The organism is Halanaerobium saccharolyticum subsp. saccharolyticum DSM 6643 (assembly GCF_000350165.1).
Taxonomy (GTDB): domain Bacteria; phylum Bacillota; class Halanaerobiia; order Halanaerobiales; family Halanaerobiaceae; genus Halanaerobium; species Halanaerobium saccharolyticum.
In genome coordinates, this window is the sequence record NZ_CAUI01000021.1 from 56,401 (window position 1) to 76,202 (window position 19,802).

At 32.6% G+C, this 19,802-nt stretch carries 17 protein-coding genes, 3 tRNA genes and 1 other RNA gene; 17 read left to right on the forward strand and 4 right to left on the reverse strand.

Annotated features, from left to right (window positions below):
• The first annotated feature begins 33 nt into the window (after positions 1-33).
• The 3 genes from HSACCH_RS08715 (at position 34) to HSACCH_RS08725 (ending at position 1,999) form a co-directional block, all read left to right on the forward strand.
• Positions 34-375 (forward strand): phage holin family protein, encoded by a 342-nt coding sequence (locus tag HSACCH_RS08715; protein WP_005489243.1) that lies wholly within the window; start codon positions 34-36, stop codon positions 373-375.
• Positions 376-422: 47 nt separating this feature from the next.
• Entirely contained in the window at positions 423-1,055 is a 633-nt protein-coding gene (locus HSACCH_RS08720; protein ID WP_005489244.1) for a hypothetical protein, read from the forward strand.
• Between the two features lie 89 nt (positions 1,056-1,144).
• Entirely contained in the window at positions 1,145-1,999 is an 855-nt protein-coding gene (locus HSACCH_RS08725) for a Wzz/FepE/Etk N-terminal domain-containing protein (RefSeq protein ID WP_005489246.1), read from the forward strand.
• A gap of 65 nt (positions 2,000-2,064) precedes the next feature.
• Here the strand turns inward: HSACCH_RS08725 and HSACCH_RS08730 are convergent, their stop codons facing one another.
• Positions 2,065-3,327: a glutamate-cysteine ligase family protein gene (locus HSACCH_RS08730; RefSeq protein WP_005489247.1), complete on the reverse strand. Its 1,263-nt coding sequence runs from the start codon at positions 3,325-3,327 to the stop codon at positions 2,065-2,067.
• Positions 3,328-3,559: 232 nt separating this feature from the next.
• Between HSACCH_RS08730 and HSACCH_RS08735 the strand changes: the two genes are divergently transcribed.
• Positions 3,560-4,726, forward strand: a complete 1,167-nt coding sequence (locus tag HSACCH_RS08735; RefSeq protein ID WP_005489248.1) for a nucleotide sugar dehydrogenase — start codon at positions 3,560-3,562, stop codon at positions 4,724-4,726.
• Between the two features lie 58 nt (positions 4,727-4,784).
• On the opposite strand, the gene HSACCH_RS08740 is transcribed toward HSACCH_RS08735, so the two are convergent.
• Positions 4,785-5,264 carry a hypothetical protein gene (locus tag HSACCH_RS08740; protein WP_005489249.1) on the reverse strand — a complete coding sequence of 160 codons (480 nt, stop codon included), beginning with the start codon at positions 5,262-5,264 and terminating at the stop codon, positions 4,785-4,787.
• A 38-nt stretch (positions 5,265-5,302) separates the two neighbouring features.
• Positions 5,303-6,646, reverse strand: coding sequence for a DUF2330 domain-containing protein (locus tag HSACCH_RS08745; RefSeq protein WP_005489250.1), 1,344 nt, complete (start codon positions 6,644-6,646; stop codon positions 5,303-5,305).
• A 149-nt stretch (positions 6,647-6,795) separates the two neighbouring features.
• Between HSACCH_RS08745 and HSACCH_RS08750 the strand changes: the two genes are divergently transcribed.
• The 5 genes from HSACCH_RS08750 (at position 6,796) to cls (ending at position 14,531) form a co-directional block, all read left to right on the forward strand.
• Entirely contained in the window at positions 6,796-7,404 is a 609-nt protein-coding gene (locus HSACCH_RS08750; RefSeq protein ID WP_005489251.1) for a class I SAM-dependent methyltransferase, read from the forward strand.
• 173 nt (positions 7,405-7,577) lie between these two features.
• On the forward strand, positions 7,578-11,111 hold the full coding sequence (gene nifJ / locus HSACCH_RS08755) for a pyruvate:ferredoxin (flavodoxin) oxidoreductase (protein ID WP_005489252.1): 3,534 nt from the start codon (positions 7,578-7,580) through the stop codon (positions 11,109-11,111).
• Positions 11,112-11,253: 142 nt separating this feature from the next.
• Positions 11,254-11,691, forward strand: coding sequence for an MgtC/SapB family protein (locus HSACCH_RS08760; protein WP_235044010.1), 438 nt, complete (start codon positions 11,254-11,256; stop codon positions 11,689-11,691).
• Position 11,692: 1 nt separating this feature from the next.
• Positions 11,693-13,105: an apolipoprotein N-acyltransferase gene (gene lnt, locus HSACCH_RS08765; RefSeq protein ID WP_005489254.1), complete on the forward strand. Its 1,413-nt coding sequence runs from the start codon at positions 11,693-11,695 to the stop codon at positions 13,103-13,105.
• Positions 13,106-13,115: 10 nt separating this feature from the next.
• Positions 13,116-14,531: a cardiolipin synthase gene (gene cls, locus HSACCH_RS08770; protein ID WP_005489255.1), complete on the forward strand. Its 1,416-nt coding sequence runs from the start codon at positions 13,116-13,118 to the stop codon at positions 14,529-14,531.
• 77 nt (positions 14,532-14,608) lie between these two features.
• On the opposite strand, the gene HSACCH_RS08775 is transcribed toward cls, so the two are convergent.
• On the reverse strand, positions 14,609-15,430 hold the full coding sequence (locus HSACCH_RS08775) for a nitroreductase family protein (protein ID WP_005489256.1): 822 nt from the start codon (positions 15,428-15,430) through the stop codon (positions 14,609-14,611).
• Between the two features lie 347 nt (positions 15,431-15,777).
• Between HSACCH_RS08775 and HSACCH_RS08780 the strand changes: the two genes are divergently transcribed.
• From HSACCH_RS08780 to recR, 8 genes are all read left to right on the forward strand, one after another.
• Positions 15,778-15,854, forward strand: a tRNA-Arg gene (locus HSACCH_RS08780).
• Between the two features lie 40 nt (positions 15,855-15,894).
• A complete protein-coding gene (gene tadA, locus HSACCH_RS13785; protein WP_005489257.1) occupies positions 15,895-16,359 on the forward strand; it encodes a tRNA adenosine(34) deaminase TadA in 465 nt (154 codons plus the stop codon).
• Positions 16,346-16,438: transfer RNA gene (locus tag HSACCH_RS08785), tRNA-Ser, on the forward strand. The genes tadA and HSACCH_RS08785 overlap by 14 nt, the downstream gene beginning before the upstream one ends.
• Positions 16,439-16,497: 59 nt before the next feature.
• Positions 16,498-16,589 (forward strand) — tRNA-Ser (locus HSACCH_RS08790).
• A 33-nt stretch (positions 16,590-16,622) separates the two neighbouring features.
• An RNA gene (ffs, locus tag HSACCH_RS13790) (signal recognition particle sRNA large type) lies at positions 16,623-16,889 on the forward strand.
• A gap of 67 nt (positions 16,890-16,956) precedes the next feature.
• Entirely contained in the window at positions 16,957-18,876 is a 1,920-nt protein-coding gene (gene dnaX / locus HSACCH_RS08795; protein WP_040477332.1) for a DNA polymerase III subunit gamma/tau, read from the forward strand.
• A gap of 1 nt (position 18,877) precedes the next feature.
• Positions 18,878-19,186 carry a YbaB/EbfC family nucleoid-associated protein gene (locus HSACCH_RS08800; protein WP_005489260.1) on the forward strand — a complete coding sequence of 103 codons (309 nt, stop codon included), beginning with the start codon at positions 18,878-18,880 and terminating at the stop codon, positions 19,184-19,186.
• Positions 19,186-19,785 carry a recombination mediator RecR gene (recR, locus tag HSACCH_RS08805; RefSeq protein WP_005489261.1) on the forward strand — a complete coding sequence of 200 codons (600 nt, stop codon included), beginning with the start codon at positions 19,186-19,188 and terminating at the stop codon, positions 19,783-19,785. The genes HSACCH_RS08800 and recR overlap by 1 nt, the downstream gene beginning before the upstream one ends.
• Positions 19,786-19,802: the final 17 nt, after the last annotated feature.

The following is a 19,802-nucleotide window of genomic DNA, read 5'->3' on the forward strand; positions in this document are numbered from 1 at the left end:
ATAAAATGAAAATCATAACTGGAGGTAATATTTATGACACATTTTTTTGCTAAAGTGTTTTCAACAATGGTTGCTTTGTTAGTGGCGGCTTATCTTTTGCCTGGAATAACTGTAACAGGTATTTGGACAGGTTTTTTTGCAGCAATCGTTTTAGGATTTGTTAATGGTTTTATCAGACCAATTTTTACAATTTTAACTATACCCTTTACTATATTAACTTTTGGACTTTTTTTACTGGTGATTAATGCAATTATGATATCTTTAACTTCAGTACTTGTACCTGGTTTTATAGTAAATGGATTCCTATCTGCTATTCTAGCGTCAATAATTATTAGTTTTGTTTCCAGTATCTTGCACAGTATGTTTGAAGAGTAATTAATTTTAGTTTTACAGTACGTTTTATCTTCAGGGGGTCAAAAAAAATGAAAAATAGATACTTAGTAGTATTAACTATTTTATTCATCTTAACTTTTACAACAGTCATTTCTGCAGATCAAATTAAATTACAGAACGGCCAATCATTCAGAGGTGAAATAAGAAACAGCAGTATCAAAATTAGAACTTCTTACGCTGAAATTAGTATTCAAAGTCGATTTCTGAAAAATATAAAAAAAGAAGCTGGGAACTTTGTATTTAGTTTATCTGAAAATAATAGATTTAGTGGAGAATTATTGGATGAGATAACCATTGCATTAGATTCGAGTCAAAGCAGTTATAGTTCAGCTGAAATTGAAGCTGTTAATTTTTCAAATACCAGTAGCTTTAAGGATAATAAGGCAGTTAATATTACAACTACAAATGGTGATTTTTTCTTTGCTAATACTGTAGAAGATAGCATTAGTATTAAAACTTCTTTAGGCAGTCCGCTTAATATAAAATATAGTAATATAAGCAGTATTGAGTATTTAAACAACGAAAATATATATTTAATTAATAGGAAAAATGCTTCTGAGATTAAAGCTAATTTTTCTCAACAAAGTTTAATACTTTGGCCATCTGCAGGAGAAATTTTTGAGTTGAATTTAAATTATTTACAGAAATTGGTTGTTAACTAAAGAATTATTTTAAATATAATCTTGATTTTTAGTTAATAGTAAGTTAAAATAATTCATGTTAAATTGTATATACTTTGGAGGGGTAGTTGATGAGTCAGAAAGAAAACCAGAGGCCGGATTATTATGATGAATATGAAATAGATTTAAGAGAATATGTGCTTCTGCTGTGGGAGCATAAATATTTTATAATTGGTTTAACAGTTTTATCAGTGTTGATTTCATATGTTTATTCTGCTAATTTTATTATACCAAACTATCAAAATTCCTTGACAGTACAATTGTCTAACACAAAAGGAAATTATAGTGAAACTGAGTCAATAAATGAATTATTAAAAAGTGATGAATTGATTGTTCCTGCTTTAAAAAATGTTGATTTAAATTCTAACAGTATAAATAATATTAATACTAAAATTATTTCTAACTTGAGATTAACAGAACAAGGAATGCAGGGCGCGGTATATGGGGGTATTATTAGTCTTCAAGCTGAAAGTGCAGATCAAGAAAAATTATATATTGCCTTAAATGCTATTATAAATGAATTTGAAAGAAGATCAAATAGTTATTTTGAAGAAATTTTGGAAGAAAAGAAAAGAAACTTGACTATGATTAATAATGAAATTGAAAACTTAGATAAAGAAATTGATAAAACTAATGAAATTTTAAATAATTTTCAAGATGTTTCAATTGATAAAGCATTCATTATTTCAAGTGTTAATTCTAAATTGAATATTTTGTCAAAAACTAAAAGAGAATATTTGGCTGATTATCGAAAATTAAAAGGAGAAATAAATGATCACAGAGCATTTAGAGTTTTAAACTTCCCTCCAAAAAAATCTAATAAAATTAGTCCTAATATAAGATTAAATATTGCAATTGCAGCAGTTTTAGGATTAATGTTGTCAGTTTTTATAGTATTCTTTAAAAAATTTATGAAAGAAGAATAGTTAAATATTAACTAAAAAGCCCAGTGGACTTCAACTATCAAGTTGAAATCACCTGGGCTTTCATTTTAGTTTAATAAACACCAGTTAAGCGCTTCTTTTTTTCCTTTGTCTAAATTATTTAAAGTCTTAAATTTAAGTGGACCATATTTCAAATAACTTGCCTCTAATATTTTCAGAAAGTCTAATTCATACTTAGTAGCGGTATTCTTTGTCTTTTTTAAAATCTCTGCTATGAATTCACTTCTTTTAGTACTTTTTTTATCTTCAACCATTTCCTTTTTAAAATTTATAAACTTTTTTTGGTTATATTTCAAAGAGCGTTGATATAAATAATTTAAATTCTTCTGATTATAAAATATATTTTTTAATAAAGTTATAAAAGCAAAATTATAGGGATAAGGAAGAGCATCAGCTGCTCTAAACTCTATGTATTTTTGGGTTCTTACATCAGGAAAAACCATAGATAGAAAGTGTTCAATTTCTTTGGTTTTATCATTCTCCATTACATCTTTTAGAACTTTATTATCTGTATAAATTAGTTTCCCATTTTTCTTTTTTATAATAGGAGGTATTTTTAAAAGATATTCTGCATAATCATTATAGCCATATTTTTTATCAAATATATCATTAATAGTTCCTGATCTCTGGCTGTCACAGTTAGTCCAAATATTTTCTCTAGCACTTGATTTATCTGCTTTTTTACCTTCAAAAAAAGGTGTGTTGTCAAAAAGATAATAAATTACAGGAGAGATAAAATATCCAACTCTCATCTTTTTAATATAATCTTCTTCATTAATATAATCAATGCTCATTTGGACTGAAGCAGTTCCCTTCATCATATTATGAGCATATTTCCCCTTATCTTTAAAATATTTATACATAAAATCATAACGTTTTTTAGGTAAAAGTGGAATATTATTAATCAGACTGTGAGGTTGATAACCTAAAACAGCTATTTTTTGGTCCCATTTATTTAAAATATTTACAAGCTTTTCGATAAAGTCAAGATAAATAGTTTCTATTTGCTTTAGATCAGCAAAGGGAATAATACTTAATTCTAACTGCCCACCTGGTTCAAGAGTAATAGCTTTATTATTACTATTTAAACCAATTAGATGTTTTCCCTCATAAACTTTTTCCCAATCCGACTTTTTGCTTAGTTCTTCGAGTAATTTTTCTATTCCATTTTTTTCAAAATAAGAAACAGCAGTTAAATCTTCATGAAGAATTAAATGTTCAAACTCCACACCAATTTTATGAGTTTCTTTTTTGCTTTCAGCATTTTTAAAGTAACTGCTTAATGTTTCAAGCTGTTTTTTATAATCCATAATTTATCCTTTCTGAATATTTTTTTAAAAATTAAGTTTACGTATTTACTTATATTAATATATTATAAATAAATCAACTTTTTCCTGCATTTTAAGCCGATTTTAAAAACACAGCATATTAAATAGCAAAATATGTCGATCTTTTTGTTTGAATATAAAAGACATTTATAATAGAATTAGATTGAGAAATTATTCATCAATATAAAATTTACATATAGGGGAGAATGATAAAATGAAAATAACAGTTGCAGGGGCTGGTTATGTTGGACTTTCAAATGCAGTTTTACTTGCGCAAAATCATGAGGTAACTGCTGTAGATGTCATAGAAGAAAAAGTTGAAATGATTAATAGGAGAGAATCTCCAATTGTTGATGCTGAGTTAGAAGACTATTTAGCTAATAAAGAACTTAACTTAAGGGCGACAACTGATTCTTTGAAAGCTTATCGAGAAGCTGATTATGTTATAATTGCAACACCTACTAATTATGACCCAGACCAAAATTATTTTAATACAAGAACAGTAGAGGCGGTTGTGGCAAATGTACTGTCTTTTAATGAAGATGCTGTAATGATTATAAAGTCAACTGTTCCGGTTGGCTATACTAAGGAATTAAGAGAAAAATTTGATACAGAAAACATTATTTTTTCTCCTGAATTTTTAAGAGAAGGAAAAGCTCTTTATGATAATCTTTACCCTTCGCGAATTATTGTAGGAGAACAATCTGAAAGAGCTAAAGAATTTGCAGATCTTTTAGTTAAAGGTGCAGAAAAAGAAGATATAGAAGTTTTATTTACCGATTCAACCGAAGCAGAAGCAATTAAGTTATTTGCAAATACTTATCTTGCTATGCGGGTTGCTTTCTTCAATGAGTTAGATACTTATGCTGAAGTTAGAGATTTAGATAGTAAACAGATAATTGAAGGTGTTGGCTTAGATCCACGAATTGGAGATCACTACAATAATCCATCTTTTGGTTATGGTGGTTATTGTCTGCCAAAAGATACAAAACAGCTGCTCGCTAATTACGAAGATGTTCCAAATAATATTATGCAGGCAATTGTAGATGCCAACAGAACTAGAAAGGATCACGTTGCCGAAATGATTGTCAAACAGCAGCCTGAAAAGGTTGGCATTTATAGGTTGACAATGAAGAAAAACTCGGATAATTTTAGACAATCTTCGGTTCAGGGTGTAATGAAAAGAATTAAAGCAAAAGGGATAGAAGTAGTTGTTTATGAGCCTGTTTTAGAAGCTGAAGAATTTTATAGATCAAAAGTCATTAAAGATTTAGATCAATTTAAAGCAGAATCCGAAATTATTGTAGCAAATAGAATGGCTGAAGAAATAGAAGATGTAGCAGAAAAAGTTTATACTAGAGATTTATTTAATAATAATTAAAGCTTAACTTTCAGTTGCTCAGCCAAATTTACCTCCCGTAATTTTTTACGGGAGGTTTTTAAAATTCTAAGCCTCCGGTAATAATAATTCCTGCATCAGCAAAAGGAATTATTTCTAATCGATAAGGTTTTTTTCTGAGGCCAACAGCAAAAACTAAAGCTGGGAATGTCCCCATATCATGCATCCATGTGCTATACTTTCCATTCTCATCATCATAGCCATGAACAATTCCATAGGTTAATTTAGCAGTGATTTCTGTGTTCCCAAGTTTAGATAAATAATAGTTTTTGCCGCTGTAAATATAGATGGTATTTTGATCATAAGTGTTTTTAAAAAAAGCAATACCATTTAATTGATTATTTGAATAATGTCTTTCAATACCGATTAAATTCTGTTGATTATTTTGATATTCCTTATTGCTATAATGGTGGGTATAAAAACTTGTCTGTAGATAATAATTTTCTAATTCAGCTGCGCTTAAAGGATTGACTATAAAAATAATAAGTAGTGTGCTTATAAATATTTTTCGAAACCACATCTTTAAAACCTCCTCTAGATTTTAGAGGTAGCTTAATCTTATTTGTCTTTTAACCAGAAATGGGTTCTTTCATCATTCAATTTGCCATCACTGCTAACTACAATACCATTATATGGAGTCCAGCCAACTATTTCTGTTACATAGAAGACGTCTCTGATACTTATTAGAACTGGCATTTTATCTATAGGATCTCTCATTGCTATGTGTGCTTCTTTACTGCTGTATCCTTTAACTGTAATCTTTTGGCCTTCAGCATCAAAGTTAGTAATTATTTTATTTGTACGGGCACTAAATAAGGCTTTACCGTTAATTGAACGAGCTAACCAGGGGTGCATTCTACTTCCCATTCTCATTTCTGCTACACCCGAAATAGTCTCTATTTCTTTTTCGCTAGAATAAGGATAATTTTTTTCAGCCTGCACATCTATAAAAGTAGTCCCCTGATAAATTATTTCATTTTTAAGCAGCCCTTCTATTTTACTATCAACTAGTAAATCAGAATTAAAGTTAGCTAAGTTATCTTTTATCGACCAGTTTAAAAGTCGAGTATTTGAACTTGCGATTAGAAAATCATCAGATTTTTCAGTGAACAAATCATCAATATCTTCTGAAATATAGGCTAAATCAACGATGCTTAATTCAACAGCTGGAGTTCTTTCGATAATTCTGTCCTTTTCGATTCCATTATAATTAATAAGATTTTGGTCTGTCAAAATAAACAGACTGATTTCGCTGACACCATGGTCTGATTTAGTTATTTCTAGAGGATAATAAAGTTTATCGGTTTTAAATGTATAAGAAATTGCTTCATTCATCTCAGGATCTGGACTGACTTCAATAGTATCAAAAACAAAATAATTATAACCACGATTAATATAATTATTAATTGTTTCTTTTAATGTTTCAGGAATTTGAGGAGCTTTTTCTCCTTTTTCCTTTAAGTAATTATTGACCCAGTTAACAAAATAATTCTGATTTAAAACTTCAACTACAAGGATATCATGAGATCCAATGACAACTTCTTCTTTAATTTCAGCAGCAGGAGTTTCTGGCATATCGTTTCTGAGCACAGGCTGTCGTAAATCATCAAAAATTTTCTGCATAACAAATTCATTGGCCCTTCTTAGAACATCCCGGCTTGATTTTTTAACCTCAGGTTCAGATGGTAGGGGTAGGACCTGTAAAATTTTGGTTTTTTCTGAAGCATATAATTCAGTTGCCAGGATTAGAATTTCCTCTTCGCCATTCCAGGCGATTAAAGCATCCTGACTCGGTTCAAAAATTCTAACTCCTGGGATATAAGGTATGGATCCCCTGTCAGCAGAAGCAGCTGCTGGTAATAGTAATAAAAATATTAATAATAACAAAATGATTTTTTTCAATTCAATCCCTCCTGTATAAGTATAATTTGTTACTAATATAGTTCTGCACCGGTCCATTTTATTCCTGCTTAAAGGTAAAAACTTAACTTAAAAAAGCAAAATGTTAATATTTGAAATTTGTGATATAATGATTCTAAGAGGTGAGATAAATGGATTTATTTACATTGGCAGCCCCTTTCTTTGATTTAGCAATGAAAATATCCGGTCATCATAAAGTTTTAGTTGAACTTGGTGAAAGAATTAAAAAAGAAGAGCTAAAGTCAAACTTTGAAAAAAAGAATAAAAGTCTGCTTGATTTGGGTGGTGGAACTGGAGAATTGGTTAATCACCTGCCTCAAAATTTAGAGATTACAATAGTTGATCCATCAAAGGCAATGTTAAAAAAGGGGCAGAAAAAAAGCTTTTCCCAACCAGTAAACCATATACTTGCTGATGCAGCAGATTTACCTTTTAATGATGATCTTTTTGATTATCTTATTATTTCTGATGCTTTACATCATTTTAGACGTGTTGAGCCTGCTTTAAAAGAGGCAGCAAGAGTGCTCAAACCGGGAGCAAAAATTTACATTTTGGAATTCGATCCAAGTTCTTTTTTTACCAGATTAATTGTGTTTTTTGAAAAATTAGCAGGGGAACCGGTTAACTTTTATCAACCGCAAAAATTAGTCTCTATGCTTGGCAAAAATGAATTAAAAACTGAGCATGAGTATCTAAATAAATCACTCTATATTATTCAAGGAAAAAAGTCTTTTGAATAGAGAAATATCATGGCTTGGTGAATAGCTTTCTTATTTAAATAATTCTAACAATTCAGAAAGCGAAAAAGTTATAATAAAAGATGTGAAAAATTTGACAGTAGAATTGTAAAGTATTATACTTAAAGAGGAAATAATAATACAAATCTACCTTAATAATAGGAGGGAAAATTATAATGGCAAAACAAATGAAAACAATGGATGGAAACACTGCTGCAGCTCATGTGGCATATGCATTTACTGATGTGGCAGCAATCTATCCTATTACTCCTTCATCTCCAATGGCTGAATTAGTTGACTCATGGAGTGCTAATGGTCGCAAAAACATTTTCGATCAAGAAGTGAAGTTAACTGAAATGCAGTCTGAGGGAGGAGCATCTGGTGCAGTACATGGTTCCTTAGCAGCTGGAGCTTTAACAACTACTTTCACAGCTTCTCAGGGATTATTACTAATGCTGCCTAATATGTATAAAATCGCCGGTGAACAGTTGCCTGGTGTATTTCATGTTAGTGCACGTACTGTTGCTACACATGCTCTATCAATTTTTGGTGATCATTCCGATGTAATGGCTGCTCGACAAACTGGTACAGCTATGCTAGCTTCCGGTAGTGTTCAGGAAGTTATGGATTTAGCTGGTGTTGCTCATTTGGCATCAATTAAATCAAGTATACCTTTTGTGCATTTCTTTGATGGATTTAGAACATCTCATGAGTATCAAAAAATAGAAGTTTTAGATTATGATGATTTAGAAAAATTAGTTGATTACGGTAAAGTTAGTGAATTCAGACATAGAGGATTAAATCCTGAGCGTCCTACAACAATGGGGACAGCTCAAAACCCTGATATTTTCTTCCAGGCACGTGAGGCTTGCAATAGTTTCTATGAGCCAATACCGGATATCGTAGAAGATTATATGCAGGAAATTTCTGAACTTACAGGCAGAGAGTATCATCCATTCAATTATGTAGGGGCAGAAGATGCTAAGTATATTATTGTAGCAATGGGTTCTGCAACTGATACAATTGAAGAAACTGTTAAATACTTAGTTGATCAAGGAGAAAAAGTTGGTTTAATTAAAGTAAGATTATATCGTCCATTCTCCGAAAAATACTTCATGAAGGCTCTTCCAGAAACTGCTGAGAAGATTGCTGTATTAGATAGAACTAAAGAACCTGGTGCAGTAGGAGAACCACTTTATGAAGATGTAAGATCTTTATTCTATGACCATGAAAATCGTCCTGTAATTGTTGGTGGACGTTACGGTTTAAGTTCTAAGGATACAACACCTACTCACTTTAAGGCAGTATTTGATAACCTTAAAGAAGACAATCCTAAAAATGGCTTTACACTTGCCATTAATGATGATGTTACACATACTAATCTTGAACCAAAAGAACATATTAATACTTCTCCAGAGGGTACAGTTCGCTGCAAATTCTGGGGTCTTGGTTCTGACGGTACTGTCGGAGCGAATAAGAATGCAATTAAGATTATTGGTGATAAGACTGATAAGTATGCCCAGGCATATTTCTCTTATGATTCCAAAAAATCTGGTGGTGTAACAGTATCCCACTTAAGATTTGGAGAGCAGCCAATTAAGTCAACTTACTTAATTGACGAAGCAGATTATGTTGCTTGTCATAATGAATCTTATGTAGATAAATTTGAAATGGTACAGGATTTAAAAGATGGCGGAAATTTTGTTCTTAACTGTACCTGGTCAAAAGATGAATTAACTGAGAATATTCCTGCGGAAATGAAAAAATATATCGCTGATCACGATATTAATTTCTACACAATTAATGCTGTAGATATTGCTCAAGAAGTTGGTTTAGGACAGAGAATTAACATGGTTATGCAGACTGCATTCTTCAAAGTTGCAGATATTATTCCTGTTGATGAAGCTGTTGAATATTTGAAAGAAGCTATTCAGAAATCTTATGGTCATAAAGGTGATAAGATTGTTGAGATGAACAATAAAGCTGTAGATAAAGCTCTGGATGCATTAGTTAAGATTGATGTTCCTGCAGAATGGTCTAATGCTGAAAGCGCAGAAGAGAAAGAGGAAGATGACGTGCCAGAATTTGTTAAAAATGTACTCGAAGTTGTTAACGCACAAAAAGGTGATGAATTACCTGTAAGTACATTTGTTGGCCGTGAAGATGGACACTTCCCTCCAGGACTTTCTAAGTATGAAAAACGTGGTATTGCAATTAATGTACCTAACTGGTTAAGTGATAAGTGTATTCAGTGTAACCAGTGTTCACTCGCATGTCCACATGCTGTAATTAGACCTTTCTTACTCGATGAAGAGGAAGCAGCTAATGCTCCAGAAGGATTTGAAACTCTTGATGCACGCGGTAAGCAGTTAGAAGGTTTACAGTATAAGATTCAGGTAAGTCCTTATGATTGTACTGGCTGTGGTGTTTGTGCTGATGTATGTCCTGTTGATGCTTTAGAAATGACTTCATTTGCAGAAATGGCAGAAAAAGAAGCAGATAATTGGGATTATGCTATTGATGAGATAACTCCTAAAGAAGATAAAATGGATCAGTTTAATATTAAAGGTAGCCAGTTCCAGCAGCCATTACTTGAGTTCCATGGTGCTTGTGCAGGTTGTGGAGAAACAGCTTATGCTAAGCTTGTAACTCAATTATTTGGTGATAGAATGATTATTGCTAACGCTACAGGTTGTTCTTCAATCTGGGGTGGATCTGCTCCTGTATCTGTATATACTACTAATGAAGAGGGACATGGACCTGCTTGGGGTAACTCTTTATTTGAGGATAACGCTGAGTATGGTTATGGTATGTTCTTAGCAAATGTACAGATTAGAGCTAAAATTGCTGATCTGATGGAAGAAGCAATTGAACTTGATTTAGATGATAAATTAACTGAATTAATGAAAGAAATGTTAGATAACTATAATGACGGCGAGAAAACTCAGGAAATCAAAAAAGAAATGATGCCTTTACTCGCTAAATATAGTGACAACGAAGTAATTGCGGAGATAGTTGACCGTAAAGAATTTATTACTAAGAAATCACAGTGGATCTTTGGTGGAGACGGCTGGGCTTATGACATCGGTTATGGAGGTTTAGATCATGTTCTTGCCTCTGGTGATGATGTAAACGTACTTGTATTTGATACAGAGGTTTATTCTAACACCGGTGGACAGTCTTCTAAAGCTAGTCCAACTGCTGCAGCTGCTAAGTTTGCTGCTTCAGGTAAGAAGATTAAGAAGAAAGACTTAGGCCAGATGGCTATGACTTATGGCTATGTTTATGTTGCTCAGATTTCTCTGGGTGCTAACATGAATCAGGCTATTAAGGCTATCAAAGAAGCTGAAGCATTTGATGGTCCTTCCTTAGTAATTGCTTATGCTCCATGTATCTCACATGGACTTAAAAAAGGTATGGGCTGTAGTGTTAGTCAGGAAAAAGATGCTGTTAAGTCTGGATACTGGCACTTATTCCGCTTTAATCCAGAGCTTAAAGGTGAAGGAGAAAATCCATTCATTATGGATTCTAAAGAGCCTACCGAAAGCTTCAGAGAATTCTTGCTCAGTGAGGTACGTTTCTCTTCCTTACAGAAGACATTCCCTGAGCTTGCAGAAGATCTCTTTGAAAAAGCAGAAGAAGATGCTGAAGAGCGTTATCAGTCTTACAAGAGACTAGAAACAGCTTATGCTCCAAAGGAAGATGAGTAAATTAGACTCAAAATAAATATAAGATTAAAGATAAAAGACCAGCGGGACGCCGCTGGTCTTTTTATATAGTGTAAAGGTGCAGGGTTAAAATAAAGGATTTTAAATAAATTTGTATAAGTATATTATTATAGATTGAATGGAGGTGTCTATTTTGATTTTAGACTGGAATGGAATTATGAAGTTAATTATAGCGGCTATATTAGCATCTTTGATTGGTTATGATAGAGAAAAGCAAAATAAGGCTGCAGGAATTAGAACAAATGTAATTGTTGCTGTTATTTCTTGTGTAATTATGATTTTATCAGTTAAAGTTGCACAATCTAGCGGTTTAATTGACGGAGTTGAAGGTGATCCAGCTAGACTGGCGGCCCAGGTTGTCAGTGGGATTGGGTTTTTAGGTGCAGGAACTATTATTAAACAGGAAGATAAGATAGAAGGATTAACCACAGCAGCCAGTCTTTGGGGAGTTGCTGGTTTGGGTTTAGCAGTGGGTTATGGTTTATATGATATTTCAATTGCTGCAGCTTTAATTATTTTTATTAGTTTGCGAATAGCGCCTTCTGTAAAGAAGCGAATGTAACATGGGGATTATTTTAACATTTTTCGCAGCAGCATTACTAACGACGGCAAACTATTATCCTAATTTATATTTTTTAAGCTGGATTGGATTCCTACCATTTTTATATTATCTTTATAATATTAAAGAAGGTGAACTAGACTATAAAAGTATATTTTTTAATGGTTGGAATCTTGGCTTTTGGATTTTAGTTTTTACTGCTAATTTTTTATATCATTCAATCAAGTTATATACAGGATCTTCATTTTTTTTAATAATATTAATTTTGCTTTTACTATTTTCATTAATGTCCTTAATATACCCAGTGTTTTTTCTGATATATTTTTATCTCCAGCGAAATCTATTTAATAATAATAAATTCAATCCTTTTCTTTTTGCACTCTGCTGGACTACAATGGAAATGATTCGTTATTATTTGCTAAGCTTTTTTCCGCTTGGCAATTTATCTTATACTCAAGCAGAATTTTTAAGTTTTATTCAATTGGCCGAAATAGGTGGAATATGGATTGTAAGCTTTATTTTGGTCTTTGTTAATGGTCTGCTTTTTCAATTTATATTTCAAAAAAAATTTAAAGATGTGTTTTTTATAGTAATCTTATTTTTAATTATCTTTAGTTTTTCTAATTTTAAAGAACAGCAGTATTTGCAAAAGATCAAGGCTAAAAATGGATATCAAAATATTGAAGTTGGAATTATTACAACTAAGATTGACCAGAATAAAAAATGGACCCTAAAACAATTAGATCAAAATATAGAACTAACCTTAGGTGCACTTTCAGATTTGAAACAGGCAGAATTAATTATCGCTCCAGAAACAAATATAACCTTTGATTTTTACGCTGATAAAAATTATAGAAAAAAATTTTTAAAGCAAATAGCAGCAGAAGCTGAAAGTCCTATTCAGATTGGTTCTTTAGCTGGAAGAGATTCAAGTAAGGGTCGCTATAATAGCTCTTTTTTAATTTCAGAGACTGGAGAAATAATTTCTCGTTATGATAAAAAACTTCTTCTTTATTTTGGTGAGACCTATCCATTTTTGGAACTGTTAAATAGATTTACTCCATATAATTTCTCTTCTCTCAATGCTGGTGAAAAAGAAGTTTTATTTAAAACCAAAAACTTAAAGTGGAAAACAGTAATTTGTTCTGAAATACTTTATCCCTCATTTGTTAAAGCTAAAGCTGCAGAATTTGAATTTATAGTAAATCAAACAAATGAAGCCTGGTTTAATAATAACCGATTATTAAAAAACATAATGTGGCAGGCAGCAGTATTTAGAGCTGTAGAAAATAGAGTACCTGTCATAAAAACAGGCAATTATTCTTATAATGGGATAATTTACCCTTCTGGGGAATATAAAAAAGTACTTTCGAATAAAAATTATCATTTATTTAATCTAAAAATTATGGAAAAGTGAGGATAAACTTATGAATTTTTTATCATTTATACCTACAGGTATAATAATTTTAAATATAATTTTTATTATTTTATTGATCTTTTTTGAGAGAAAAGATCCTACTGCAACTTGGGCCTGGCTTTTAATTTTAACTTTAATTCCTGTGCTTGGTTTTATTCTTTATTTGTTTTTTGGATTGACTCCGAAAAAACGAAAGGTTTTTCAGAGAAAGCAGCAGGCTGATACATTAAATAATAAAGTTCAATATGTTAATTTTTATTTAGATCAACAAAAACCTTTTTTTGACCATTTAGAACAAAGTATAATGAGAATAGCTTTTAAGAATGAGCTGCCTTCAGAAATGGGATATAACAAGCTAAAAATTTATAGTAATGGGAAGGATAAATTTAAAGATCTTTTCCATGATTTAAAAAATGCAAAAAAATTTATTCATGCTAATTATTATATTATTAATGATGATCAGCTGGGAAATAAGTTTATGAGAATTCTGGCTAAAAAAGCAGAAGAAGGAGTAGAGGTAAGATTACTTTATGATAAAATGGGTTGTAGAGATCTATCTCGGTATACACTCTTTAATTTAGAAGACTCTGGAGTTGAGGTTGTTTCATTTGCGCCTTTTGTATTGGATATAAACTATAGAAATCATCGCAAAAACTTAATAATTGATGGAGAAATTGGGTATCTTGGCGGGATTAATATTGGAGATGAATACCTTGGGTTTTCAGATCGTTTTGGAGAATGGAGAGATACACACCTTAAAATCATTGGAGAAAGTGTTAAAAGTCAGCAGTATCGTTTTTTATTAGATTGGAAGTTTGCTTCTGGTAAGGATCTTTTGGAAGAAGAAAAATTTTTTCCAGAAAGTAAAGTTAAGGGGGATTCTGCTATCCAGATTGTAAGTAGTGGTCCCGATTCTAGGGAGGCAGAAATTAAGGCTATGTTTTTGAAAATGATTTATGAGGCTGAAAAGACAATTTATATTCAGACACCATATTTTATCCCTGATCAATCAATGTTAGAAGCATTAATAATTGCTTCACGTTCTGGAGTTGATGTAAAAATAATGATTCCTGATCGTGGTGATCACCCATTTGTTTATGCCGCAAATAACTCTTTTGTAGGACAACTTTTAGATGCTGGAGCTCGCTGTTATCGCTATACTAAAGGTTTTCTACACAGCAAAACTATTTGTATTGATAGTCGGGTGCTTTCGATTGGTACAACAAATATGGATGTGCGTAGTTTTAAGCTTAATTTTGAAATTAATGCTTTTGTTTATGATAAAGAAAAAGCCAAATATCATGATAATTTATTTAAAGAAGACCTGGAATTTTCTAATGAAATAACTAAAGAGGAGTTTGAAAATAGAGGCTGGACAATGAAATTGAGAGAATCTGTATCTAGATTACTTTCACCAATATTATAAAAAATAGAGTCAATAACATTTAAGGGATAGCAATTTGATCAAATTGCTATCCCTGTAACTTTGTTATAAAAATAAAATTATTTCCAATTGATATCAGCTTCTTTTCTTGGGACAGTTCTAAAGTACTTTACATCCGGATAGCCGATAACCATTGCTGTTACTATTTCTTTATTACTTTTAATTCCGAGAAATTTTCTAACTTCTTCTTTGTCTTTTGCTCCTCTTAAGGTGAAACCACTAAATAATACACCTAGATTTAAAGCATTTGCCATTAATTCCATATTAGAGGAGGCTAAAGAGCCATTAATACTAGAATTAGCTGAAATAACAATTACAATTGGAGCGTTAAAAAATAAACGGTCGTTATGTACAGATTCATTTTGATAATCTTGATACATTTGCATCCACATTTCAGCATACTTTTTAAATTTCATTGTCTCTGGTCTTAGGTTATTAAGTATTGATTTTCCTTTTTTATTTAAATTTTTTAATATTAGTTCTCTAAATTTATCAATTTCATCTTTAACTACTGTAAAAGAGACGTCTTGTTGGTTGCTGCCAGTTGGGGTAAAGCGGCCGGCTTCTATTATTTTGATTATTTTATTTTCTTCCACATCTTTTTCTTTAAATTGTCTAATAGACCTTCTAAATTTAATAAAATTTAAGAGATTATCTGCAGATATTGAAAATTCTTTTTCCTTATATTCTTTTACTTCGTCCATATTGTATTCCGAAGTAGTGACTGCATTTACAGGGCAGATAGCAATACAGTGCCCACACTTAAAACAATTTTCATTTTTGATTTGAGCTTTTCCTTCGACCATTATAATATCATTTACTAAACAATCATCAAGACATTTAGAACAGCCAATACATTTTTCTTTATCTACTTTCATCATTTCAAATACCACTCCTACTATTTTTATTTCTCCAAAAATGAGCATTTATGTAATTATGTGATTTTTAGTATACTAATGTTTACAGATTCTGTCAATGAATATTAACTAAGTAATAGCGAAAATTAGCGTGAGACTAGATACTGCAGCTGGTCTCAAAAAACCCGAGCATTACATTTTGCAAATCTCCTAATTCGAGATGAGAAATTAAAAAAAGTCCTTGACGAAATAAGCTTATACTGTTATAATAATAATCGTCGTCTGAAACAATCAGCCGTTCACTTGCTGTTGTTTTAAGGTTTTAAACCCCAAAAAGGGAAAGATCCTCGACATAATAAATTTTACAGCGTGCGCCCGTAGCTCAACTGGATAGAGCGTCTGACTACGGATCAGAAGGCTAGGGGTTCGACTCCTCTCGGGTGCGCCATTTTAAATTTTTTTAACTTTTTATTTTCAGGAGATATTCTATGGAAGATGATATAAAATATATGAAAATGGCCCTGGCAGAAGCCAGGAAAGCTTATCAAAGAGCTGAAGTTCCAATTGGTGCAGTTGTTATCTGTGATGATAAAGTTGTTGGCCGTGGGTTTAATCTCCGGGAGCAAACTCAGGATCCAACTTCTCATGCCGAAATGATTGCTCTGAGAGAAGCAGCTAAAAATGAGGCTAGCTGGCGCTTGGAAAATTGCCAGCTTTATGTGACTTTAGAGCCCTGCCCAATGTGTGCAGGAGCAATTTTACAGTCAAGAATAAAACGTCTTGTTTATGGAGCCAGTGATCCCAAAGCAGGAGCTGTTAATAGCCTTTATCAACTATTAAATGATGAGCGTTTTAACCATCAGGTTGAAGTTGAGGCAGGTGTAATGAAGAAAGAAGCAGCTCAGCTTTTAAAAGATTTTTTCCGTGATTTAAGAGAACGGAAGGATGGGTGAGTCTGGCTGAAACCGCTTGACTCGAAATCAAGTAGGCAGTTTTACTGTCTCGAGGGTTCGAATCCCTCTCCTTCCGCCATTATATTTTATCCATATCATTCATAGATTATATATATAAATTTTCAAAGTATAGATTACGGAGAGGTGTCCGAGTCTGGCTTAAGGGGCCCGCCTGGAAAGCGGGTGTAGGCTTTCACCTACCGAGGGTTCGAATCCCTCCCTCTCCGCCATTAAAAATTTTATAATTTTTTACTAATGTTTGGCCGTACTAAATGGGGCGGTAGCGGTGCCCTATAACCTGCAAACCGCTATAGCAGGATTGAAGCCGTGGCTGAGGATTTTTTCTTTCAGGGTCTGGCCCTGATAAGTAGTGTTGACAATTGGGTCTCGCGCAATGAAGTCTTGTGAACCCCGTCAGATCCGGGAGGAAGCAGCGGTAAACAAGTCGCTTCATGTGCCGCGAGGGTGCCTGGTTCGAGCCAACTGTCAGGGTAACGCCTGGGAGAAAATCTTCGAAACACGGTGTGCGGCCAATTTTTTTTAAACACCCGGAATAGGGTGTTTTTGTTATATAATACTATTTTAGAGGTGAAAAAAATGTCCTTTCTCTCTCTGTATCGAAAATATAGGCCAGAAAATTTTAATGATCTGATTGGACAGGATCAGGTTAAACAGACTTTAAAAAATGCTTTAAAAAATGACAGAGTAGCGCATGCCTATCTTTTTGCTGGGCCTCGCGGAACTGGTAAAACTTCCACAGCAAAAGTTTTTGCTAAATCACTTAATTGTGCTAATCCAAATGCAGACCATGAACCTTGTGGTGAGTGTAATTCCTGTCAGCGAATTGAAAAGGGTAACTCTCTTGATGTAATTGAGATTGATGCTGCTTCCAATCGGGGTATTGATGAAATTAGAGAATTGAGAGAAAAGGTAAAATTTTATCCTGGTGAAGGCAAATATAAAGTATATATTATCGATGAAGTTCATATGTTAACTAAAGGGGCTTTTAATGCTCTTTTAAAAACTTTAGAAGAGCCTCCAGAAAGTGTAGTTTTTATTTTGGCAACAACTGAGCCTCATGAAGTTATTACAACAATTATGTCCCGCTGTCAGCGTTTTGATTTTACATTATTAACTTTAACTAATCTTAAAAAACGTTTAAAATATATTTCCGATTCAGAGGGTTATGAAATTGATAAAGAGGCGCTTGATATTTTAGCTCGCAGTGCTCGAGGAGGGATGCGAGATGCAATTAGCCTTTTAGATCAAGCCATTTCCTTTAGTGATGGTCAGCTAAGTGCTGCAGAAGTTACTAGAATGTTGGGGAGAATTAACAAATCAGATTTAAAGCAATTTTTAGTTCATTTAAGTAAAAAAGAAAGTCAAAAGGCTTTAGAATTATTGAATAAGCAGTTGGAGTCTGGACTTGGAATAGAAAGATTTAGTGATGAATTAATAGAATACTGTAGGGAATTACTTTTGATTAAAGAATGTGGGATTGATTCTGGTATTCTCGAATATTCACGCAGTTATTTAGAAGAAATTGCTTCTATAGCTGCAAATTTAAGTACTAAAGAAATTACAAATATTATTGACGAATTTGCATCCTTAAAAGAAAAATTACGTTCCAGTGCAAGACCCCGTTTACAATTGGAGATAAGTGTTATAAAATTAAGTAGTAGAGAAAGTAGTAATAGTTTAGAAGCGAGGCTTTCAGAGCTTGAGTTTAAATTAGATAATATATTAAACAGCAGAGATGATTCTAGTTTTAAAAAAGAGCTTAATCTTAAAAAAACGGAAGCTGTAGCTAACAGTGATCGAGGTAAACAATCAAAAATAAAAGAAGAAAAAATAGAATCTAAGAACGAAAAAGTTGAAAATGAAAAAGATATTAAAACAGATAAAAAAGCAAAATCAGCAAAAATAGAGAAGCCAGTCAAAACAGCAAATAATGCTGGTCTTAGTCTTAAACATGTTAAAGAAAACTGGGCTAAAATTTTAAATGAAACCAAACAGCTAGATATTTCTGTACAGGCCCTTTTAAGAGAAGGAGCACCAACAGCTGTAGACAATAAAACAGTTATTGTTTCTTTTCCTGAAAGTAAGAAATTTCATTATAAAGGAGCTGCTTCTAATAAAGCTTTAATTTCTAGAGTTTTAAGGAATGTTTTAAATGAGGCGGTAGAATTAGAGCTTCAACTTGGAACTAAAAAAAAAGAGTTAAATGACAAAATAGACGATAAGCAAAAAGATGATCTTGATTTAGTTGAAGATAGCAGTTCTAAAAAAAATCAAAAAATTGATAAGATGGATAGAGATAATAATGAGCAAAAAAATATTTTAGATGATGCTCATACAGCTAAAAATAGTTTAGAAACTAAAACACCAGCTTCTCAAATTACTGAAAATCAAAATGAGCTTGCCGGTGATTTAGATATAGAAAATTTGGCCAGAGTTTTTTCTGGTGAGATCATTGAAGTTGATCAATCAATTTTGGAAAATAGAGGAGGAAATTAATATGAATATGCAAAAAATGATGAAACAAGCACAAAAGATGCAGGCTAAAATGGCTAAAGTACAGGAAGAATTGGAAGAAAAGACACTTGAGGCGACTGCAGGTGGTGGCGCTGTTAAGGTAGTAGTTAATGGAAAGCAGGAAGTCGTTGATCTTCAGATTGATCCTGAAGTAGTTGATCCAGATGATGTAGAAATGTTAGAAGATTTAGTTCTGGCAGCTGTTAATCAGGGTATGCGCGAAATTCAGGAAATGGTAAATGATGAAATGGGTAAAGTAACTGGTGGAATGAATCTGCCAGGAATGCCTTAATGAATCCATATCCTAAACCAATGGGGAAATTGATCGGCGAGCTGAGTAAACTGCCTGGAATAGGGCCTAAAACTGCTCGTCGTCTTTCTTTTTATATATTGGGGCAGCCTAAAAATGATGTGAAAAATTTAGCAGATGCATTAATTGAAGCGCGCGAAAAAATCAATTACTGTTCAAACTGTAATCACTTAACTGAGGGTGATACCTGTACTTTCTGTCAATCTGAAGAGAGGGATAGAACATCAATTTGTGTTGTTGAAAGCCCCCGAGATGTTGTAGCCATGGAAAAGACAGGTGAGTATAATGGTCTTTATCATGTGCTGCATGGTGCTATTTCACCGATGGATGGAATCGGACCAGATGAAATAAAAATTCGTTCTTTGATTCCTCGTTTAGAAAAAGATAAAGTTACAGAAATTATAGTAGCAACTGATCCTAATGCAGAAGGTGATGCTACTGCAATGTATCTTGCTAAACTGATTAAGCCTTTAGGAGTAAAGGTAACTCGTATAGCACATGGAATTCCTGTTGGGGGAGATTTAGAATATGCAGATGAAGTTACTCTTTCTAAAGCCTTAGAAGGAAGAAGAGAATTATAAAGTTCAGCTGCCGGTTT

Excerpts from the sequence above, each read along its gene's own strand:
- HSACCH_RS08725 (WP_005489246.1), top strand. The coding sequence starts at position 1,145 with ATGAGTCAGAAAGAAAACCAGAGGCCGGATTATTATGATGAATATGAA.
- lnt (WP_005489254.1), top strand. The coding sequence starts at position 11,693 with ATGGGGATTATTTTAACATTTTTCGCAGCAGCATTACTAACGACGGCA.
- HSACCH_RS08775 (WP_005489256.1), bottom strand. The coding sequence starts at position 15,430 with ATGATGAAAGTAGATAAAGAAAAATGTATTGGCTGTTCTAAATGTCTT.
- cls (WP_005489255.1), top strand. The coding sequence starts at position 13,116 with ATGAATTTTTTATCATTTATACCTACAGGTATAATAATTTTAAATATA.
- HSACCH_RS08715 (WP_005489243.1), top strand. The coding sequence starts at position 34 with ATGACACATTTTTTTGCTAAAGTGTTTTCAACAATGGTTGCTTTGTTA.
- HSACCH_RS08750 (WP_005489251.1), top strand. The coding sequence starts at position 6,796 with ATGGATTTATTTACATTGGCAGCCCCTTTCTTTGATTTAGCAATGAAA.
- nifJ (WP_005489252.1), top strand. The coding sequence starts at position 7,578 with ATGGCAAAACAAATGAAAACAATGGATGGAAACACTGCTGCAGCTCAT.
- HSACCH_RS08720 (WP_005489244.1), top strand. The coding sequence starts at position 423 with ATGAAAAATAGATACTTAGTAGTATTAACTATTTTATTCATCTTAACT.
- recR (WP_005489261.1), top strand. The coding sequence starts at position 19,186 with ATGAATCCATATCCTAAACCAATGGGGAAATTGATCGGCGAGCTGAGT.
- HSACCH_RS08730 (WP_005489247.1), bottom strand. The coding sequence starts at position 3,327 with ATGGATTATAAAAAACAGCTTGAAACATTAAGCAGTTACTTTAAAAAT.
- tadA (WP_005489257.1), top strand. The coding sequence starts at position 15,895 with ATGGAAGATGATATAAAATATATGAAAATGGCCCTGGCAGAAGCCAGG.
- HSACCH_RS08800 (WP_005489260.1), top strand. The coding sequence starts at position 18,878 with ATGAATATGCAAAAAATGATGAAACAAGCACAAAAGATGCAGGCTAAA.
- HSACCH_RS08740 (WP_005489249.1), bottom strand. The coding sequence starts at position 5,264 with ATGTGGTTTCGAAAAATATTTATAAGCACACTACTTATTATTTTTATA.
- HSACCH_RS08735 (WP_005489248.1), top strand. The coding sequence starts at position 3,560 with ATGAAAATAACAGTTGCAGGGGCTGGTTATGTTGGACTTTCAAATGCA.
- dnaX (WP_040477332.1), top strand. The coding sequence starts at position 16,957 with ATGTCCTTTCTCTCTCTGTATCGAAAATATAGGCCAGAAAATTTTAAT.